The following is a 21,105-nucleotide window of genomic DNA, read 5'->3' on the forward strand; positions in this document are numbered from 1 at the left end:
GCGCAGTCGTTTGCAAACCCCCTCTCCGCCTCCCCCTTCGCAGGGGGAGGCGCACTACATCAACTTTGCTGAACGTGCAGACCGTGCTGCACCAGAACGTCTCCCAGCGTATTCGAGGCTTCTATTGAGGTATTGTGGTAAACGTCGAACGTCAGGCCATCCACCGTGCGTTGCCCGGTTTCGTTCCACGCACCGTCAGTGCCGATGTGCAGATTCACCAGACTGCCCTCGCCGCCTTTGATGATCACTTCATCGGTCGGGTTATCCTTCACGCTCAGCGCCTCATGCAGGTTCAGCGAGATACTGTTGGTGCCGGAATTGCCCAAATCGAAGATGTCGATATGCTCAACTTTCAGCCCGAGCAGGGTCAGATCCAGATGCTGATTGGTGCCCGCCAGCAGCAAGGTATCGACACCGGTACCGCCGTCGATCAGACCGAAGTCCAGCGTGTGAACTGCAATCACGTCATCGCCGGTGCCACCCAGTGCGACACCGTCCGTTGCCGTCAGATCGATAGTGACTCCGCCAATCGAGAAGGCAGTATCAGCATGCGCGGTGGTTTCTGATGTCGTGGTGGCAGTAGACTCCGTAGTCGCCAGCGACGAGACCAGTGTGCTGGTGGCGTGCGTGGTGTCTGTGGGTTCCGATGTAGAAGTGGTCGTAGAATCGGCTACCACACTGGCGGCCAGTGTATGCGTGTCGGTATCCTCGGCAGACAGAGAGGTCGCCATCAGCGTGGCGGTTTCTGGCGGTAATGATGAACCGACGGTCAGCCCGACATGGGCATCAAATCCGTTACCGGCGGCATCAACGGCTTTCAGTTCAACAATCGATCCCAGTAATGCCGACAGCAGGCCCACCAGTCCGTAGCTGCTCAGCAGCGCACTGCTGAATTTCACCGTCCACGAACCGTCTGCCTGCACGGTACCCGCCAGCGTATTCCCCAGCAGGGTTACGCTGACCAGACCGCCCTGCGCGATATTGCGGCTGGTGCCGCTCAGCGTCAGCCCCTGACCCCCGAGGATATTGCTCACCAGACCGAGCGTCAGCCCGAGAACCGGATTCAGCGCCACCAGCGGCAGATCATGTGTCAGGACGTTCAGCAGGTTGGAAGACGTCGCGGTGTTACCCACACTGTCTCTCACCACCACGGAGACCTGTGTGGAACCGTCCGCCAGTCCTTGCAATTCAGCAGAGGTGAACGGCACGCTCCAGACGCCATTAGTGACAGTACCGGTGTGTGTAACGGTGCCGACCGTTACAGATACCGTGCCGTTGAGCAGATTAGATGTACCGGTAATATTGGTATTCGCACCGGCTTCTGCAGCATTGAGATACTGGTCTCCGCCAAACAAGGTATTGACCAGCAGCGTCGGCAAGGTATGGATCCCCACCGTTGCTGTAGCACTGCCGCTGACGGCGTTACCGGCGGCGTTGGTCACTGAGGCACCGACGTTCAGCGTACCGTCGAGCAAGCCCGCCAGAGTGAGCTGCGGAATCGCCACACTGAAGGTGCCGTCGGCTTTCACCAGCGCCGTCAGGGTATTTCCGCCCACGTTCAGGGTCACCGTTGAGCCCTGCGCGTTAGTCGTGGTACCGCTGATGGTTTGGGTCAGCAGCGCATCTGCCGCGTTCAGCAGACCATCGCCAAACAGCGGATTCAGCGTGATGGTTGGCAGTGACTGCGATACCACACTCAGCAGGCCGGTGACCGACGCCGCGTTACCGGATCCGTCCGTCAGGCTGGCGACCACCGACTGCGTGCCGTTGAGGATGGCGGTCAGATCGGTCACCGGCACGGTGACACTGAAGACACCGCCCGCACCGACCGTCGCCAGATAATTTTTGCCATTCAGGGAAACCTGCACCTGCGTGCCCTGCGCCACGTTGGTCGCGACACCGCTGATGGTTTGTCCGGTCAGCAGGTCAACCACATTCAGCACGCCATCGCCAAACAGCGGGTTAAGCACAATCGACGGCAGATTGTTAATACCGACATTCAGGCCCACGGTACTTGAGGTCGTGTTACCCACCGCATCGGTGACTGAGGCGACGAGGGTGAGGTTCCCGTCAAGCAGGCCGGATAATTGCAGCGGCGTCAGCGACGCTGAGAATTTGCCGTCGCTGTCTACGGTAGCGGTCAGGTTAATCAGACCGCCGCCGACATTGATATTGACGATTTCCCCGACCTGGCCGTTGGTGACCGTACCGCTGATGGTTTGAGTCAGCAGCGCTTCAGCGGCGTTAAGAATACCGTCAGCACCAAAGACCGGATCCAGCACAATTTTCGGTACCGCATTGATAATAGCGTTCAGCGTTCCGCTGGTAGTGGCGGTATTGCCTACACTGTCGGTCACAGAAACCCCGACCGTGAAGGTGCCATCCCCCAGCGCGTTCAGGTCACCCGGTTGCAGGGTGATGCTGAATGCACCGCTGGCATCGGTCGCCCCGAGGAAGGTTTTCCCGCCCAGCGTGACCTGTACCTGCGTACCCGTCGCCACACCGGTGACCGTACCGCCAATCACCTGGGTCGTCAGCGCGTCAGCCGCGTTCAGCAAGCCGTCGCCCAGAACTGAGGTCAGGTTAATGACCGGCCTGACCAGATCCAGCACCGCGTTCACGGCCGCGCTGCCAACGTTACCGGCAGCATCTGCTACCGTCACGCTGACCGCAGCGGTCGTGCCGCTCAGCAAACCAAGAACAGACGGCGGGACGGTGACCAGGAAATGCCCGGTCGCATCGACCACGCCATCAATGGTTTGCGTTCCGACCTGCACTGCGATTGCTGTCCCCGCAGCCACGTTAGAGACCGTGCCGCTGATGGTCTGATTCACCAGCAGATCGGCGATATTCAGCACGCCGTCGCCAAACACGGTGTCGAGCACCACCTGCGGCAGATTGTGGATCGCAATCCCCACCGGAATATTCGTTGCAGACGAGTTGCCTGCCGGGTCAGTCAGGGTGATGCCCAGATTCAGGTTGCCATCCAGCAACGCGCCCAGATCACCCGGCTGGATCTGCAGATCCCAGGTACCCGCCGTCACGGTAGTGTTGTAGGTTTTACCGCCAAGCGTCACGGTCACCAGAGTGCCGTCAACCGCTGTCGCGACGCCGCCAATGGTTTGTGCCAGCAGAGATTCCGCCGCATTCAGCAGACCGTTGCCACCAAACAGAGGATCCAGATCGCCCAGAACCGGAAGCGTTTTAATGACGTCCAGATTGAGCACAGATGCTTTCACATTCCCTGCCGCATCGGTGAGGTTCAGGTTGAGCACCTGCTGACCTTCACCCAGCGCACCGAGCAAGGCCGCCGGAATGTTCAGTGACCACGCACCGTTAGCCCCGACAATCGCCGAGAGCGGCGTGCCGTTGATAACCGTCGACACCACTGAACCCACGCCCGCACCAATCGCCGTTCCGCTGAGGGTTTGCGCTACCTGCGATTCCGCCAGATTGAGGAATCCATCTGTCAGCCCCAGCCCGCTGGTGACATTCAGATTAAGCAGTTTGTTAAAGAAGATATCCAGACCGGTGCTGACGCTGGTGGTGTTACCCGCCGCATCGGTCACGGAGGCCGCCAGTGTCAGAGTGCCATCGTTGAGTAAAATCAGTTGTTCAGGTGTCAGGTTGAGCGACCATGCCCCGCCCGGCTGGATAACCGCCGTACCGATTGATGCACCGCCCAGTGTGACGTTGACGGTCTGACCGTCCGCGCCGCTGGAGGTCCCGCCCACCAGTACGTTGAGCAGTGATTCCGCCAGATTGATGACGTTGTTACCGGCCACCGCATCCAGCGCCAGCAACGGCGCAGACGTATCGACGTTCACCGTATGCGGAACCGCCGTCCCCACGTTGCCTGCCGCATCCGTCAGGGTGGCGGAGATCACGTTGGTCGCACCATTCCCTTGCGGCAATGCCTGCAAATCGGCGGCGGGCACGCTGACAGACCAGGTACCGCCTGTCTGCACGGTGCCGCTGTAAGTTTTGCCATTCAGCGTGACCGTAACCACCCGGCCCACCTCGCTGGTATCCGCCGTCCCTGAAATCAGTTGCGCGGATTTCGACTCGGTATTATTCAGAATATCGTCGCCGGTAAAGGCGCTGATAGTCAGGGTCGGTGCGGTGGTATCCACCAGCACGCTTTGTGTGGCATTGGTCAACGGAATAAGCGTTGATGCGGTCACCGTGGTGGTCGTGCCATTCACAAATTCAGTGGCAGAGACAGCCACAGACCAGGTTCCCGCAGTGACAGTCGCCAGATGCGGAACACCTCCCACGGTGATGTTGACCAATGTGCCATCCGGCACATTCACTGTTTTACCGGAAAGGGTAATGTTCGCCGGATTGCCATCCGCCACGTTAATGATGTTGTCACCGGTGACCGGATCAATGGTGATGGCGAATGTTGGCGGCGTCAGGTTGACCGTGATGGCCTGTGGTGCCAGCAGGTTTGCCGTGTTACCCGCCAGATCATTGACAGAAGCGGTGATGGTGTCCGCGCTGTTCAGCGTAGCCAGCTCAGCCGGTGTCAGCGTCACACTCCATGAGCCATCGCCCAGCACCGTTGCCTGATGGCTGATGCTGCCGACAGTGACCGTCACCTGCTGTCCCGCCTGCACATTCACCGTCGTACCGGTGATGGTTTGCGTGCTCTGGCTCTCGGCGTAGGTCAGATCAAAACCGGCACCGGCAAAGGACGTTACTGCTACGGCTGGCAGTTGGGTCACGGCAATGCCAACGTCAGCCGAGGCCGAACCGGTGTTGCCGCCGCCGTCCGTGACCGTCACGGAGATTTGCTGTGCGCCCTGCGGCAGATCGGCGATTTCGCCCGCCGTCACAGGCACCGTCCAGTTACCGTCCGCATCCACCGTGACACCCGGAAGAGGTATTCCGGCAATAGTGACCACCACGGTTTGCCCCGCCCCTGTAATCCCCGTCGTCCCGCTCAGGGTTAGCGGTGTGGCGGCTTCCGCAGCGCTCAGATAACCATCGCCAAACGGCGTGTTGATGGTGACATCCGGCGCGGTGAGATAGCTGGTGAATGGCAACGTCGCAGGCGTACTGTTGCCTGCGGCATCGGTCACGGTGACGTTAATGTCATGCAAACCACTGCCCAGAGAGTTCAGCACGCCTGCAGGCAGACTTACCGACCAGTCGCCGGTCAGCGGATCGACGGTCGCGTTATAGGTAATGCCGTTCACATCAATGGTCAGTTTAACGTTCTGGTTGTTGCCGGTGATGCCGGTATTACCGGTAATCACGTTCACATCAGCCGCTTCCGTGATATTCAGATTGCCGTCGCCAAATGGCGGGTCGATAACCGGCACAGGGGCAGACAGATAGGAGGTGAAGGCCAGTGTCGCATCAGTATGGTTACCCGCGCTGTCGGTGGCCGTGACGGTAATCAGATGTGACGCCGTCGCGGTGCCAAGGGAAGTGAGCTGCGCTGATGTCAGGTTAAGGCTCCAGTTGCCGGTGTCCGGGTCGACCGTTGCCGTAAACGGGCTGCCGGTCATGCCCGCGATCGCCACGCTGACGGTTTGCCCGGCTCCGGTTACGCCGGTGGTACCGGTAAGGGTTTGCCCGTTAACGTCAATGGATTCGGCAATATTTAGCGTACCGTCACCAAACGGCAGATTGATTGCCGGTGCCGGGACGTTGTTGATTTGTACGTCAACCGACGTCGTCAGCGGCGAGATGTTACCCGCGCTGTCCGTGACCGTCACCACAACAGGCCAGGTGCCATCCTGTAAACCCAGCAACTGCGCGGGTGTCAGAGTGACACTCCAGGTTCCGGCAGCAGAATCCACCACCACCGGCACCGCATTACCGTTAATCACGACGGTAACCGTCTGACCCGGCGAGGTGATACCGGTCGTCCCGGTAATGGTGCCACCCGCCGTCGCTTCATCCAGATTCAGTACACCATCACCGAACGGTGTATTGATTCCGGCCTGCGGCAGGATTTGCGTTACCGACGTGAAATCAAGGGTACCGGCTGCGCTGCTCGGGTTACCTGCACTGTCGGTTGCCGTCACCGAAATAGTGTGTGTGTCATCCGTCAGCCCCTGCAAGACAGAAGCAGGGACGGTGGCGGTCCAGTTACCATCCGCGCCGACGGTCGCGGTGACCGTCGTGCCATCTATCGTCACCGTCACGGTCTGACCTGCGCCGGTAATGCCGGTGGTGCCGGTAATCAGCTGCGTTGCGCCCGCTTCAGCGGCATTCAGCACGCCGTCGGTAAACGGCGTATTAATGGTTGGCACACCCGGTTGGGTCAGCACCACATTCAGACTGGCACTGGAAGACGCCGGGTTAAGCGCGGTATCCGTCGCGGAGACGCTGACCTGAACCGGCCCGTTGTCCAGCCCGCTAAGCAGACCCGGTGCCACGACGGCTGTCCAGCCTGTTCCGAGGCCGTTCACGGTACCGGTGATCGGATCCGCCAGCCCCGGAATAGTGACCAGCACCGTGGTGCCCGCAACCAGCCCGGTACTGGTACCGCTCAGGGTAAACCCTGCGGCGGCTTCAGCAATATTCAGCACGCCGTCGCCTGCAATAGCACCGACGGTCAGGGTTGGCAGCGAATGGGTTGCCAGCGTGAAACTGCCTGAAGCAGTCACAATGTTACCGGCCGCATCACTGACGCTCACGCCGAGGGTTTTGCTGCCATCGGTGGCGAGTGCCTGCACATCAACGCCCGGTAGGGTCAGCGACCAGACTCCCTGATCGTTGGCCGTGGTCAGGTAATCCTTACCATTGAAGGTCACTTTGACCGTCAGATTAGGATCCGTCGTCCCGCTCACCGGCACACCCAGCGCGGCTTCTGCCAGATTGATGATGCCGTCACCGCCGGTATCCACCTCGACAGTCAGCAGCGGAGGAGTTGTATCAACCGTGACATCATGCGTGCTGGTTGCTACGTTTTGCGCCACATCATCCGCTGTTGCTGTGAAGGTATTGTTCCCGGCGGGCATCGCCTGAACCTGCGCCGCCGTCATCGGGAAGCTCCAGCTCCCGTCAGCCTGCACGGTAGCGGTATAGGTCGCCGTGTAGTTTTCGCCGGTAATGACCACGGTCACCGTACCGCCCACGGGCACATGCGTGGAGGTTCCGCTCACGATCATGCCCTGATTGTGTTCAGTGCTATTGATGTAATCATCGCCGGAAATGGCGTTGATGGTCAGGGTTGGCAGGTCGCCCGGCTGGGTGATAACAGTGGCGTTGTGCGATGCGGATGCCGGGTTACCCGCCACATCGCTGGCGGTCGCTGTAACGGTAACCGGTCCGTCAGACAAGGTGCCCAGATCAGCCAGCGGCACGGTTGCCGTCCAGTCGCCATTCGCACCGACGACGGCGTTGTAGTTTTTGCCGTTAAAGCTCACCACCACCGTCTGCCCGACTTCAAGATTGGTGGATGTCCCGGTGATCGGAATATCCGCGCCTTTCTCCGCCGCATTAATGTAATCATCGCCGGACACGGCTGTAATCGTCAGCGTCGGCAAATTAGCGACATTCGCATCCACACTGAAGGTCTGCGTGGCTGTCGTGCTGTTGCCTGCCGCATCGGTGATCGTGGCGGTCAGCGTATAAGTGGTATCCGTCAGCGACTGCACGACGGTACTTGGCAGCGTGAAGCTCCAGGTGCCATCGGGCTGCACGGTTGCCGTGTAGCTGACGTTGTTGAAACTCAGCACTACAGACACCGTACGTCCGGTATCGTCCAGACCGGCCGTACCGCTGATCACCACCGGTTGCAGGGACTCAGCCGCGTTGATGATGTTGTCGGTCGCCACGTCATTAATACTGAGAACTGGCGCCGTGCGGTCAACCGTGATTTGCGAGCTGGTGGTGCCAGTGTTACCGGCGGCGTCCGTGACCGTCACGCTCAGCGGCAGACTGCCATTGTCCAGCGCCCCTAAATCAGCCGCCGGAATCGTGACACTCCAGGTGCCGTTCGGGTTCAGCGTCGCCGGATAGTCTTCACCGCCTAAGGAAACCACGACCGTCTGGCCGTCAGCCGTCGCACCAATGCTGCCGGTGATGGTTTGCGACTGGCCGGACTCGGTCAGGTTGAGATAGGTATCGCCAAACGGTGTATCAATGTCCGGCACAGGGACGTTATTGGTCGCGATCCCGATATTGACCGGTGGCAAAGTGGTGGTATTACCCGCTGCATCCGTCAGTGTGGTGGTCAGCGGATAGCTGCCATCCGCCAGACCGTTGAGGGTATTCGCCGGAATGGTGGTGCTCCAGCTACCGTCTGGTTGCACCTCTGCGGTATAGGTTTGTCCGTTAAAGGTCAGTGTCACTGACTGTCCTGCATCGGCCGGATCACTGGTCCCGCTGAGGGTGATCGGTGCGCCAGCTTCGGCAGCGTTAATCACATTGTCCGTCGCCACGTTATCCAGCGTCAGCGGAGGCGGTGTGAAGTCCACATTCACGGAACCCGGTAAGGTTGCGGTGTTACCCGCCGCGTCTGTCACATCAACAGTGATGGTCTTCGTGCCTTCACCGAGGCCCTGCAAATCCGCGGCAGGAATGGTCACGGTCCAGCTACCGTCAGTGGCAACCGTGCCGGTATAAGGGACGCCGTCAAGGGTAACCGTCACCGTCTGACCGTCGCCGGTCAGTCCGGTTTTACCGGTCAGTGTCTGATCGGTGGCGGCTTCCGCGCTGCTCAGCAAACCATCGCCAAACGGGGTGTTGAGCGTTGGCTCCGGCAATGTGGCGTAGATGCCCAAATCCTGGGTGGTGGTCACCGGCCCCTGATCCGTGGTGACAGTCGAGGCAATTACGTGACTGGTGCCATCCGCCAGACTGGCAACGTCAGACGCCGGAACGTTAACTGTCCAGTTACCGTCAGCATCGGTCTGCGTGGTGTAGGTCACCGTACCCAGTTTAACGGTTACCGGCGTTCCTTCCGGCACGTTGGCGGTTTTACCGCTGATATCAAAACCCGCAGCCGCTTCCGTAGCGTCGATTTTGTTATCGCCGGTGATCGGATTGATGGTCACACCGCCCAGCGCGCTGTTAACGGTGAAGTCTTCGCTGTTGTTCGCCGGATTACCGGCTTTATCGGCGACAGAAACCTCAATGGTTGCCGCGCCATTTTGCAGGGTCTGCAAGGTGGCAGCCGGTACGCTGACGCTCCATGCACCGCTGGCCAGCACTGTAGCCTGATAATCAATGCCGCCGATGGTCACGGTGACGATTTGTCCGGCTTCCACATGGGTGGTCGTTCCGCTGACGGTTTGCGGGTTCATACGTTCCGCGCCGTCAAGGGTGCCGTCTCCGGCAAAGAGGTCAATGTCGATTGTCGGCAGCAATGCCGGATCCGCTGTCACAGTGACCGGTGCGGTTGCGGTGCCTGCGTTACCGGCGGCATCGGTCACCGTGGCGGTCAGGGTATAGGTGCCGTTCGCCACGTTTGCCAGCGCATCGGCCGGAATGTTGACTGTCCAGCCGCCGCCTGCTGCCACAGTGCCGGTATAAGTGTATCCGCCAATGCTGATGGTGACGGTATCGCCCGCCTCACCCGCGCCCGCCGTGCCGCTGACCGGAATAATCGCCCCGGCTTCTGCGGCATTGATGGTGCCGTCGCCCGCGACCGGTGTGGTGATGGTGACTACTGGCGCGACGGTATCAATAGTTACCGGCGTACTGAGATTGCTGGTATTGCCTGCCGCATCCGTGACGGCCACCAGCACCGCCCCGGGTCCCTGAGGAAGGGTTTGCAAATCTCCGGCAGGGACGGTGGCGCTCCAGTTCCCGCTGGCATCCACCGTGGCGGTGTAATCTGTCCCGCCGACGGTAACGATGACAGTCTGTCCGTCGCCGCTGACCCCGGTGCTGCCGGTCAGCGTCTGACCTGCTGCCGCTTCACTGGCATTGAGCTGCGTATCGCCAAACGGCGTGTTGAGCGTCGCGTCAGGGAGGGAATGGATGATCACACCGAAGTCACTGCTGCCGGACACCGGATTGCCTGCCGCATCAGTCGCGCTGACTTTCACGGTGTTAGTGCCGTCACTGAGCAGCGCCAGATCGGCTGCCGGGATCTGCGCACTCCAGGCACCGCCCGTGCCGACGGTTGCCGTATAAATTTTACCGTTCAGCGTGATGGTCACCACGCCATTTACCGGCACGTTGCTGGAGGTGCCGCTGAGGGTAATTCCTGCGGCGGCTTCACCGGCATTGAGCTGGTTATCGCCCGCCACCGGATTCACCGCCAGCCCGCTGAGCAGGTTGTTGACGATCAGGGTTTCGCTGCCTGTCGCCACATTTCCCGCTTTATCCGCCACTGACACGCTAATTTGTGTGGTGCCGTTGGCGATGGTCGCCAGATCCGCCGCCGGAACGCTGACGCTCCAGCTTCCGCTTGGCTGCACCACTGCCGTATAAGAATGGCCATTCAGCAGGATCAGGACTGTCTGACCCGCTTCAACACGGGAGGTTGAACCGCTGAGCTGCTGCGCGGTTTGTTGTTCTGCTCCATCCAGCACATTATTACCCGCAAAGGTATTAACGGTGATGGTCGGGCCGTTCGCCGCATCGGCTGCAAGCTGCACGCCGGAGTTAACCGTTGTGCTGTTGCCCGCCGCATCGGACAACTGGACGCTCACCGGATAGCTGCCGTCTGCCACACCATTGAATGCGGTGGCTGGCACGGCAACATTCCACTGGCCGTTTGGCTGCACAATGCCGGTATAGGTTTCACCGTTGAGGGTGACGGTGACGGTGCGTCCGGCTTCCGAAATCGAGGCAGTTCCGGTGATCGTCACCCCCTCAGCCGCTTCAGAGGCGTTGATGTATCCGTCGCCGGAAACCGGGTTAACAGTCAGAAGCGGCGCGGTGAAATCAGCCGTAGCGTTACTGTTTAACGTGGCGGTATTGCCAGCGCCGTCAGTGGCAGTGACGGCAATCGCCACATTGCCCTGTGGCAACGCCTGCAAATCTGCTGCCGGAACCTGAACTGACCAGTTGCCGTCTGCGGCCACAGTCGCGTTATAGGTTTTCCCGCCTAATGTGACGGTGACGGTTTGACCATCACCCGATTTTCCAGTGGTACCGCTGAGAGTCTGCCCGGCGGCGGCTTCAGTCGCATTGAGCAGACTATCGCCAAACGGGGTATTGAGAGTGGGAAGAGGATTGGTGTTATCGATACCGATATTAATACTGTTCGATAAAATTATTCCACCAGGCCCTTCGACAGTGGCAGAAATGCTGTTGAGATCTGGATTGCTTCCTTGAATGTCCTCGATCTCGCCCGTGCTTAACAGCATGAACCATCTGCCATTCGCCCCTACCGTGGCTGTTTTAAACAGCGAGCCGAACTGCACGGTGACTATGGCGTTTTCCGCTACCCCCAGAGTGGTACCACTGATTTCAATGCCGTTTGCAGTTTCCACTGCGTTGATGACGTTATCACCCGTTACCGGGTCAATCGCAATACCGTTCTGAGAGGTATCAACCTCGAAAGTATCAGTGCCGGTCGCCGGGTTACCGGCTTTATCAGACACGCTGACATTGAGGGTTTGGGTACCGTCGGTCAGCGTGACCATATCGGCTGCCGGAATGATCACACTCCAGTTGCCGCTGGCCTGCACCGTGGCTTCATAGGTATTGCCGTTGAGCGTAATGGTGACGATCTGACCCGCTTCGACGCGGGTAGTGGTCCCGCTCAGCACCTGCGCCGTCTGGACTTCCGCGCCGTCAACGGCGTCATCGCCGCCAAATGCATTCACTGAAATGCCCGGCTGAAGAGTGGAATCGGCAGCAACATGCAGCGGGCTGGTGCTGGTGGTGGTGTTGCCCGCCGCATCCGTCAGGGTGGCGCTGATCGGGAAATCACCGTTCAGACCGGTCAGCGTGCCAGCCGGGATTTGTGTGCTCCATGCGCCGTCATCACCGACAACGGCGGTAAATGTCTGGCCGTCAATGGTGATGGTAACCGTTCTGCCTGCATCTGCTGCCGAGGCGGTACCTGACAGGGTCAGTGCGCCTGCAGCTTCGGCCAGACTGATTTGGCCGTCGCCCGCCAGCGGATTGATAGCAAGGGTTGGGGCGACAGTATCGATGCTGACTGGCGTGGTAATGGTGTTGTGATTGCCCGCCGGGTCCGTCACGGTGACCACGATATTATTGCTGCCCTGCGGCAGGTTACCGAGTACTGAAGGCGGAACCGTCACGGTGAAGATACCGTCTGGCGTAACCGTGCCGGTAATTTGCTGGCCACCAAGGGTGACAGTCACGGTCTGACCATCGCCGGTGAGACCCGTGTTCCCCGTCAATGTCTGGCTGGTGATGGATTCACTGCCATTGAGCGTATTGTCACCGCCGAAAGCCGGATCAAGCGTCGGCGGAACGCCATGGATAGCAACATTCAGATCTGTCGTCTGACTGATGGTATTGCCCTGACTATCGACCAGGCTGACGGTTACGGTCGTCGGGCCATCAGTCAGCGCCTGCAACCGGGCAGGAGAAAGACTCAGGTTCCAGCCCCCCTCCGCTGTTGTTGTGGTCTGATATGCCACGCCGCCGATTGTCACCGTGATCTGCGTGCCCGCAGGGACATTGGATGTGGTACCGGTGATCACCAGCGCGCTTTGCGCTTCACTGGCATTGAGCTGACCATCACCTGAGATCGGGTTGACCATCAAAATACCGGCGCTGTCGCTGATAACGAAACTTTCCGGTGTAGTGGTCGAGTTTCCTGCGGCATCGGTCAGTGACGCGGTCAGCGTATAATTGCCTTCAGCAAGCGCGGAAACCGTGCTGGCGGGTATTGTCACCGACCAGGTGCCATCAGCACCGACCGTCGTGTTGTATTGCGTGCCATTGAGGGTAACGACCAGTGTGCGCCCGGCTTCAGAGACAGAAGCTGTGCCGGTCACTGTCAGCGGTTGCTGATGCTCAACGGCGTCAAGAATGTTGTCACTGGCGACAGGATCGAGCGAGACCACCGGCGGGGTTTTATCCACGACAACGGTGATCCCCTGAGTAACCGATTTGCCATCAGTGCCGGTGACAGTGACGGACACCACGTAAGTACCATCTGCCAGATTTTGTAAATCTACCGTCGGCAGATTGATGTTCCATTTGCCGTCAGCGCCTACGGTACTGGTGTAGGTTTTACCGTTGATGGTCAGGGTAATGGTCTCGCCTGCGGCCACGTTACTTGCGGTGCCTGAAAAGATTTGTGCTAAACGCGATTCCGTGGCGTTAAGGGTGTTGTCACCGGCAAATGCGCCCAGCGATAACGTTGCGGTCTGGCCGGTGTTTCCGCCACCGGTGTTTCCGCCACCAGTATTCCCGCCACCGGTATTCCCACCGTCAGTGTTTCCGCCGCCATCGCTGCCACCGTTATTACTGCTGCTGCCACCGCCACCACCACCGCCGCCACCTGCGGCAATTGCGATCCCGGCACCCAGTGCGACAACGCCCAGCACGGCACCTAAAACAGCGGGATCAAAATTAGAGGAGTCGAGTACCAGCGCCCCGGCATCAGGAATGGTTTCATAAGCGGGAACGATCGGGGTTGCCCCCGCTGTTGCGCCGGTATCGACAAACGCGGCATGTTCGATCGGGTGGGTACCATCATCAAAAATCAGTTCGCTGTGATTCCCCTTGCCATCTGTATCGAAGAAACTGTGATAGCGGACGGTGCGTCCGTCTTTCATGTGAATAACAAGATCATTCCCCACACGCTCATAGCGGGTGACCACGTCACGGGTCGCGTGTACGCGTACTATGCTGATTTGATTAAGAGTTACGTCCTGACTGGCGTTTGAAACCTGTGAGATTACTGCACCATTAGTACGAGAAAGAATATCAATAACAACGCTACCGTTCTGAGCCATGTTGTACCCCTGTTACGCCAGTTGTTGTCCATACACGCTAAATACCGCTCTTCCTTTTCAGGTAAAAAGCGGTTCAGCGGGTAATGAAGACCATTAAGAAAAATGGATAAACTTCCAACTGGTGTGAGGTATTGCCACAGGCTACAAAACAAACAAAAACGGCTGTTATTAAATTTATATATTTTTTAGGGGCTTTGGTTAACCATCATTTCGGTATTTTTTCCCGAAACTCCATAAGTTATATGCATGATTTGAGTTAATCGCCATAAAAAGACATAATCATTAAGATTGAAATAATTCATTAAAAAAAGTCAAATCATCAGTTTGACAGATGTTAAATTTTGGTTTAACGCTATGCAGATAATTTTATTATTATAAAAAACAACAAATTAATAAATTACCCACACAATATACATGGTGTTATTGTTAACAAAATTAAGCAACAGACAGTCAGATAATCGATCAAATTAACTTATCAATTGTGTGATCGCCTTGTAGATTTTATGGCAAAAGGGTATTTGGCAAACACATAATTAGGACTATGCGCAATCACAGCACTTATGCTTTCTGATAAAGTGTCCGCCCAGTGCGTCTGTGGGCGGATAAAGGCTTAATTTTTTAAACGCAAAGGGATTTTCACAACATGCCTCACGGCCCGATAACTGCACCGCCCTCACAGGAAATGTTCGCTGAACATATTTCGCAACCTGGCTTTAGCGGGTTCTGCGCTGACCGGTTTATCGCGCAGGTCAGCAGTTTATCTGTTGCATCAGGTTGCGTTGCGGCAACGATGTTGTGTACCACTGTTTGTGCAAAAACCGTCGTCCGCTAAAAGCGTCATTACAAGAATGAAGGAAAAAACTCATCATCATGGCTGGTAAATATTTATCGCTGACATCAACCAATATCACGCGATTCTTTTGGTTGTTCATTTTGTTGCTGGCTATGGGGCTCGGCCTTTACGGGTATAACTACACCAATGCTTATCTGAACGACAAACTGCGCACGGTGCAAAATACCGCTGACTTGCTGCAAAAGCGCATCGATAAGTATCGCTACATGACCTACCAGATTTACGACAATTTCACCGGCCAGCCGATGGCGGCGGATGCCGTCAGTGCGCAGGAAATCCGCCTGCGTCAGGATATGTATTTTGTCTCCAAGCCTCACAAGAAAACTGATGCGCTGATTTTCGGTGCACACGACAGTTCCACGCTGGATTTAACCCTGAAAATTTCATCCTTCCTGGATGACCAGTGGGGCTCAACAACTCACCCTTATTCGCTGTATTACCTGAACGGTCAGGATAACAGCATGTTGTTGATCACCACGGTGCCGCTGCAGTTGCAAGACTCCCGCCTGAAGGAAAACTATTTCACCAGCACGTTGCAATCACGCCGTGCCGAAATGTTGCAGCAGGCGAACACGCTGGACGAACGCGAAAGTTATTCTCCTCTGCGCAAATCGCGCCAGAGTAACGACTATTCCTTCTCCCTGCGCACCACCTTTAATAATCCGGGACATCTGGCGACCGTGATTGCCTTCGATTTACCGATGAGTGATCTTATCCCTTACAGTATGTCGAGAGATAATTTCCAGCTTAATGGCAACACCACGGCGGTCAATGAAGGTGATCCGGCCGATGATAATCCGGCGGCCAGCAGCATCGTGATGCAGGGATGGTCGCTGGTGTTTGATGTGCCGCTGAGAAATTCACCGCTGTCACTCACCTACCACGTTCCGCTGTTCAGCCTTGTGGTTGATCTTTCACGTAATAACTTCTGGCTGATCCTGATTAACCTGTTCCTGATCGGGCTGGCGATGACCAGTATCTATTTCATTCGCCATCAGTACATCCGCCCGAGCGAGAATATGGCGGCACAATTACAGATGCAGCAGGCGCTGAATCAGGAAATCATTTCGGGTCTGCCGCTCGGTTTACTGGTGTATAACTTCAGCAACCACAGCGTGATCCTCAGTAATAAAATTGCTGACCAGTTATTACCGCATCTGAGTCTGAACAAAATTGCCAATATGGCCGAGCAGCATCACGGCACGATACAGGCGACCGTCAATAACGAAGTTTATGAAATCCGCATGATCCGCAGCCAGATTTCGCCGGAAACTTACCTGTTTATGCTCCACGATCAGGATAAAGAAGTGATGGTGAACCGCACGCTGCAACAGGCCAAACGTGAGTTTGAGAAGAACCTGCAGGCACGCAAACTGATGCTGCATAATCTGGGCATTGAGCTGAATCAGCCATTGCAGGAACTGAACGGGCTGGCCGTGGCGTTAGTGGAAGAACAGAAACCGGAAGAACGTCAGGCGCTGGAAAGCAAACTCCTGAGTGAGTCGCGTAACGCGCTGACGCTGGTTGATAACATTACGCTGCTGACCCGTCTGGAAACTCAGGACTGGCAACCGGCGAACGATAAGTACGTGCTTTCAACCCTGGTAGATGAGCTGTTGCTTGAGGCCCTGCCCCGCCTGAATCAGAAAGGCCTCGGGTTGCTGAATCATTTCCAGATTGCCCCTGAAGCGGCCTTTGTCGGCGATATGCAGGCAGTGAAGAAAATTCTGTCCCTGCTGCTCGATTATGCCATTGTTACCACATCGCTGGGCAAGGTGACCCTGACCAGCGAACAGGACGAAGATCGCCCGGATCAGCTGATTTTCCACATAAACGATACGGGTAGCGGAATTTCCAAAGAAGAATTGAGTAATCTGAATTATCCTTTCCTTAGCCAGACGTTAGTCGATCGCTTTAACCACGGTTCCGGGCTGACATTTTTCCTGTGTAATCAGCTGTGCAAAAAACTGGGCGGTCAGCTGGAAATCCGCAGCAAGCTCAACATCGGCACACGCTATACTGTACGTGTTAAACAACGTCAGGAAGCGCAGGAAATCGAAGCGGAAGACGAGAAATTACTCAATGATGTGACGGTATTACTCGATATCACATCAGAGGAAGTTCGCGGTATTGTGACCCGGACCATGAACGCTTACGGCGCGGTGTGCATCGTGGCTGACGATCGTCAGGTCGCGCGGGAATATGATGTTTTACTGACAGATAACCCGCAAAACAGTGACAAATTTACCCTGCTGCTGACTGACGATGAGTCGGGATTCCAGCAGCTTGAAAAGCATTATATTCGCGTCAATTACAACATCAGCAATGCGCTGATAGACGCAACCTTACTGTTAATCGAACAGCAATTTTCTGTATCCGATGACAGTGTTTCACCCGAAGAGCCCGGCGAAGACTCTCTCGACCTTTATGAAAAGCAGCTAAAATCAAGCGATTACTATCAGCTTTTCGTCGAGACAGTACCGGAAGATCTTGAGAAACTGTATAATGAAAACCAACGTCGTGATTTCACATCACTTTCCCAAACAGCACATCGTCTCAAGGGAGTGTTCGCTATGCTGAACCTGACCCCAGGCAAGCAAATGTGTGAATCGTTAGAACAATACATCGCAGATGGCGATGCGTTACAGATTACTGAAACCATCAACCACATTGATTCTTTTGTCTCCAGACTGCTCCAGCAAGGTAGCTAATCACATGAATAATATGAACGTAATTATTGCTGATGACCATCCTATCGTCCTGTTTGGTATTCGTAAGTCCCTTGAACAAATTGAATGGGTGAATGTTGTAGGCGAGTTCGAAGACTCAACTGCACTGGTTAACAGCTTAAGCAAACTTGATGCTCATGTGCTGATCACTGACCTGTCCATGCCGGGCGATAAATTCGGCGATGGCATCACCCTGATCAAATACATCAAGCGCCACTACCCGCAGTTATCCATCATTGTTCTGACCATGAACAATAATCCGGCGATCCTGAGTTCTGTACTGGATCTGGATATCGAGGGGATTGTGCTCAAGCAAGGCGCGCCAACTGACCTGCCAAAAGCGCTGGCCGCATTGCAGAAAGGCAAAAAGTTCACGCCGGACAGCGTGGCAAAACTGCTGGAAAAAATCAGCGCCAACGGTTACGGCGACAAACGCCTGTCTCCGAAAGAAAGCGAAGTTCTGCGCCTGTTCGCAGAAGGTTTCCTGGTGACTGAGATTGCCAAAAAGCTGAACCGCAGCATTAAAACCATCAGCAGCCAGAAGAAATCTGCGATGCTGAAACTGGGCGTGGAAAACGATATCGCCCTGCTGAACTATCTGTCTTCCGTCAGCTCCCAGCCGGTAGATAAAGACTAACGCTTCAGGGCGTTATGTAGGTTCAGACGTGAAAAAGGCACCTAACGGTGCCTTTTGTATTTTCCGACGTCGTCCGTCAGGATTGTCGCTTTCTGCGAACCAGCGCACTGTAATAACGCAGCGTATCGCGCAGGGTTTCCAGTGTGACTGGCTTGGATAAACAGTTATCCATACCCGCTTCCAGACAACGCTGCCGTTGTTCCGCCAGCGCGTTAGCGGTGACGCCGATCACCGGTAAGGTATGGCCGAGTTCGCGCAGTTTTGCCGTCAGCCCGTAACCGTCGAGGCGCGGCATGTTGACGTCGCTGAGCACAATATCAATTTCATGCGCGCGCATGGCATCCAGTGCGTCAATCCCGTCGTTCGCCGTCACCACGATATAGCCCATCGTGCCCAGTTGATCCGCCAGGAGACGGCGGTTAATCGGATGATCATCCACCACCAGCAAGGTAATATCGCTGTAATCCTGCGCCACAGCGGATTCCGGCGTCGCTGAGCCGCCCTCTTCCGCTGTCGTCTCGAGACGGTAAATCCGGTTGAGCAGCGCAGTGATTTCCAGTGGTGTGGACGTACTATGGATCCAGTAACCCGGACGCGTTTCGACTGGCGGCCCGATATGGCCGATGGAAAATTCAATCTGTGCGGCCAGTTCGCCCTTATGGATCAGCGGCGTGTCAGTAATCAGTACATCTTCCCGCTGGCTTTGCAGTTCCGGCTCGCAGCGCTGAACATTCGCGCCGTGATAACGCATCAGTTGCATCAGGTAACTTTCCAGATAAGCATTGCGCACATCCAGCCAGACCGTTTTGTCCTGCCAGTTGTCCAGCGGCTCACCCGACGGGAAAGTGGCGTTGTAGAGCGGAATACGCACCGTAAACGAACTGCCCAACCCCGGTTCCGATTCCACCTCAATATCGCCATCCATCAGGTTAATCAGCTTTTCACAGATAGCCAGCCCCAGACCGGTGCCCTGGAAATGGCGCTGCACGCCGGTTCCGACCTGGAAGAACGGATCAAACAGGCGGGTGATTTCGCGCTCAGGGATCCCGACGCCGGTATCGCGCACCTGAAACTCAAGATAGTTTCCGCAGGTTCTGACATTCAGAACAATGCAGCCGGTGTCGGTAAATTTAATCGCATTGTTCAGGATGTTGGAGATGACCTGTTGCAGACGCACCGGATCGCCATTGAATGACAACGGCACGTTGTGTTCGATAAAGCAGTAAAGTCCCAGACGCTTTTTCACCACCAGCGGCAAATAGTTACCGGCAATGTGAGTGATCACTTCGCGACAGGAGAATTCCTGCGGCTCGATTTTCAGCTGCTCGGATTCTATTTTGGAGAAGTCGAGAATGTCGCTGATGATTTTCAGCAGCAGTGCCGACGAGTTATTCATTGCCGTCACCAGACGGTCAACGCCCTGAGGCAACCCTTGCGTTTGCAGTAAATCCAGGTTGCCGATGATACCGTAAAGCGGCGTGCGCAATTCATGGCTGACGGTTGCCAGGAACATTGATTTCGACTGGCTGGCCTGCTCGGCCGCATTAGCCATTTCCTGCAAAGACTCTTCCATTTTCACGCGCGCACTGACGTCGATCAGCACACAAATCGCCACGTCTTCATTACGGTAGCGTGAATGCACGAAACTTAGCTGGATGTTGTTATTGTTCTTGGTGATGACATCGACGAAATTGGTCTGCTGATCGCAGATGATCCGCGTAATACGCTGCCGGTCTTCCTGCGTCAGCATGCTGATATAATTATGCGCCAGTTCATTACTCAGAATGTTAACGCCATCGCTGATACGCAAAATGGAAATGCCGACCGGCGCTGAGGCCACGATTTTATGGTTGAACTGTTCATGTTCTTCAAGCCGGAATGCGTTTTCCTCGGCCGGTAAAAACATTTTGCGCTCAAAAACCCAGGCCAGAATAAACAATAACAGGCCGGAGAATATATTCAGTAAAACCGCATTAAAAATCAGGATCTTAAATCGCTCGATCACCGTATTAAACGGCATGGAATACACCACACTCAGCGAGGACGGTGTCAGCGGCTTTTTGTAGACCAAATCTTTATAACCATTTACATACCCGAAGAATGAACTGGCCTGCGGATAATCGCCCGGCGCGGCGCTGTAGTGCCCGTCCTCGGAAATCCCCAGCAGCGGCTGATCGTCTTCATCCAGCAACGTCACGGCGGTGTGCTGTGAATTCGGATTCAACAAATCTTCGGCGCGCAGATTTTGCTGAATACCCATCAGCGCTTCGAGTTTATTGCCGACATAAATCGGGGTCAGCACATACAAATTTCCGGAGTCTTTACTGCCGGACTGCGACACCCAGTACAGGCTGTTTTCTTTATCTGTGCTCTTACTGTTGCGATATTGCATAATTTTTTCATGCAATGATTTCAACTGTTCCTGGCTTTCGCGCTCGAACGGTTCGCTGCTGATACCAAAATCAACCAGACACAAACTCTCGCCACTGATGAGGAACACGCGATTGAGATCGTAGGCATCGGAAAAGTTGTCTTTCCAGTAATGGATCATGTTACCCAGCGAAGCCAGCGAATTACGGTAGCTATCATTAATCTGCGAGCAGTCGGACTCAGGGAACAATGAGAGATAAGACGGCGCCGTGTTTTTAGTGCTGATTATGCCGTTGATGATATCCAGCCCGTTCACTGAAGCGCTCAGGCGATTCTCAGCCATAAACTTAATGCTGTGCATCACATCATTGGAATTTTTGATGTAACTCTGCGCCAGATCGTAATTGAGATTGTCCTCATCGCGGATCTCGGATTCTTTGTTATGGAAAATATTCAGCACATAAAAGGTGGTCAGCAGCACACCCAGTGTCCACAACATAAGCGCCAGCACCCGGAAAAGATAACGGGAGATTTTTAGCGTTGTGCGAAACGAAGCAAGATATTTCAAGGATTAACCATTAGCAAAACGGCTCAGCGAGCGGAATGGGGATCAGGATACACTATTGCCAGACTTTCTAAAAAGCGCCGCATAATGCA

At 55.7% G+C, this 21,105-nt stretch carries 4 protein-coding genes; 2 read left to right on the forward strand and 2 right to left on the reverse strand.

Translation table 11 applies throughout. The features are described from left to right. Positions 1-59: 59 nt before the first annotated feature. Positions 60-13,859 carry an Ig-like domain-containing protein gene (locus ABIC79_RS05145; protein WP_354566603.1) on the reverse strand — a complete coding sequence of 4,600 codons (13,800 nt, stop codon included), beginning with the start codon at positions 13,857-13,859 and terminating at the stop codon, positions 60-62. A gap of 870 nt (positions 13,860-14,729) precedes the next feature. On the opposite strand from ABIC79_RS05145, the gene rcsD reads away from it, so the two are divergent. Both rcsD and rcsB read left to right on the forward strand, forming a co-directional pair. Further along, positions 14,730-17,423 carry a phosphotransferase RcsD gene (gene rcsD / locus ABIC79_RS05150; RefSeq protein WP_013574621.1) on the forward strand — a complete coding sequence of 898 codons (2,694 nt, stop codon included), beginning with the start codon at positions 14,730-14,732 and terminating at the stop codon, positions 17,421-17,423. A 4-nt stretch (positions 17,424-17,427) separates the two neighbouring features. Further along, positions 17,428-18,078 (forward strand): response regulator transcription factor RcsB, encoded by a 651-nt coding sequence (gene rcsB, locus ABIC79_RS05155; protein ID WP_013574620.1) that lies wholly within the window; start codon positions 17,428-17,430, stop codon positions 18,076-18,078. A gap of 76 nt (positions 18,079-18,154) precedes the next feature. Here the strand turns inward: rcsB and rcsC are convergent, their stop codons facing one another. Further along, positions 18,155-21,016 carry a two-component system sensor histidine kinase RcsC gene (gene rcsC / locus ABIC79_RS05160; RefSeq protein WP_013574619.1) on the reverse strand — a complete coding sequence of 954 codons (2,862 nt, stop codon included), beginning with the start codon at positions 21,014-21,016 and terminating at the stop codon, positions 18,155-18,157. Between the last annotated feature and the right edge of the window lie 89 nt (positions 21,017-21,105).

Origin of the sequence: Rahnella sp. 2050 (assembly GCF_040544515.1) — a bacterium.
Classification (GTDB): Bacteria; Pseudomonadota; Gammaproteobacteria; order Enterobacterales; family Enterobacteriaceae; genus Rahnella; species Rahnella aceris.

What these genes read in the sequence shown, in the direction of transcription:
- ABIC79_RS05145 (WP_354566603.1), bottom strand. Translation starts at nt 13,859, where the DNA reads ATGGCTCAGAACGGTAGCGTTGTTATTGATATTCTTTCTCGTACTAAT.
- rcsB (WP_013574620.1), top strand. Translation starts at nt 17,428, where the DNA reads ATGAATAATATGAACGTAATTATTGCTGATGACCATCCTATCGTCCTG.
- rcsD (WP_013574621.1), top strand. Translation starts at nt 14,730, where the DNA reads ATGGCTGGTAAATATTTATCGCTGACATCAACCAATATCACGCGATTC.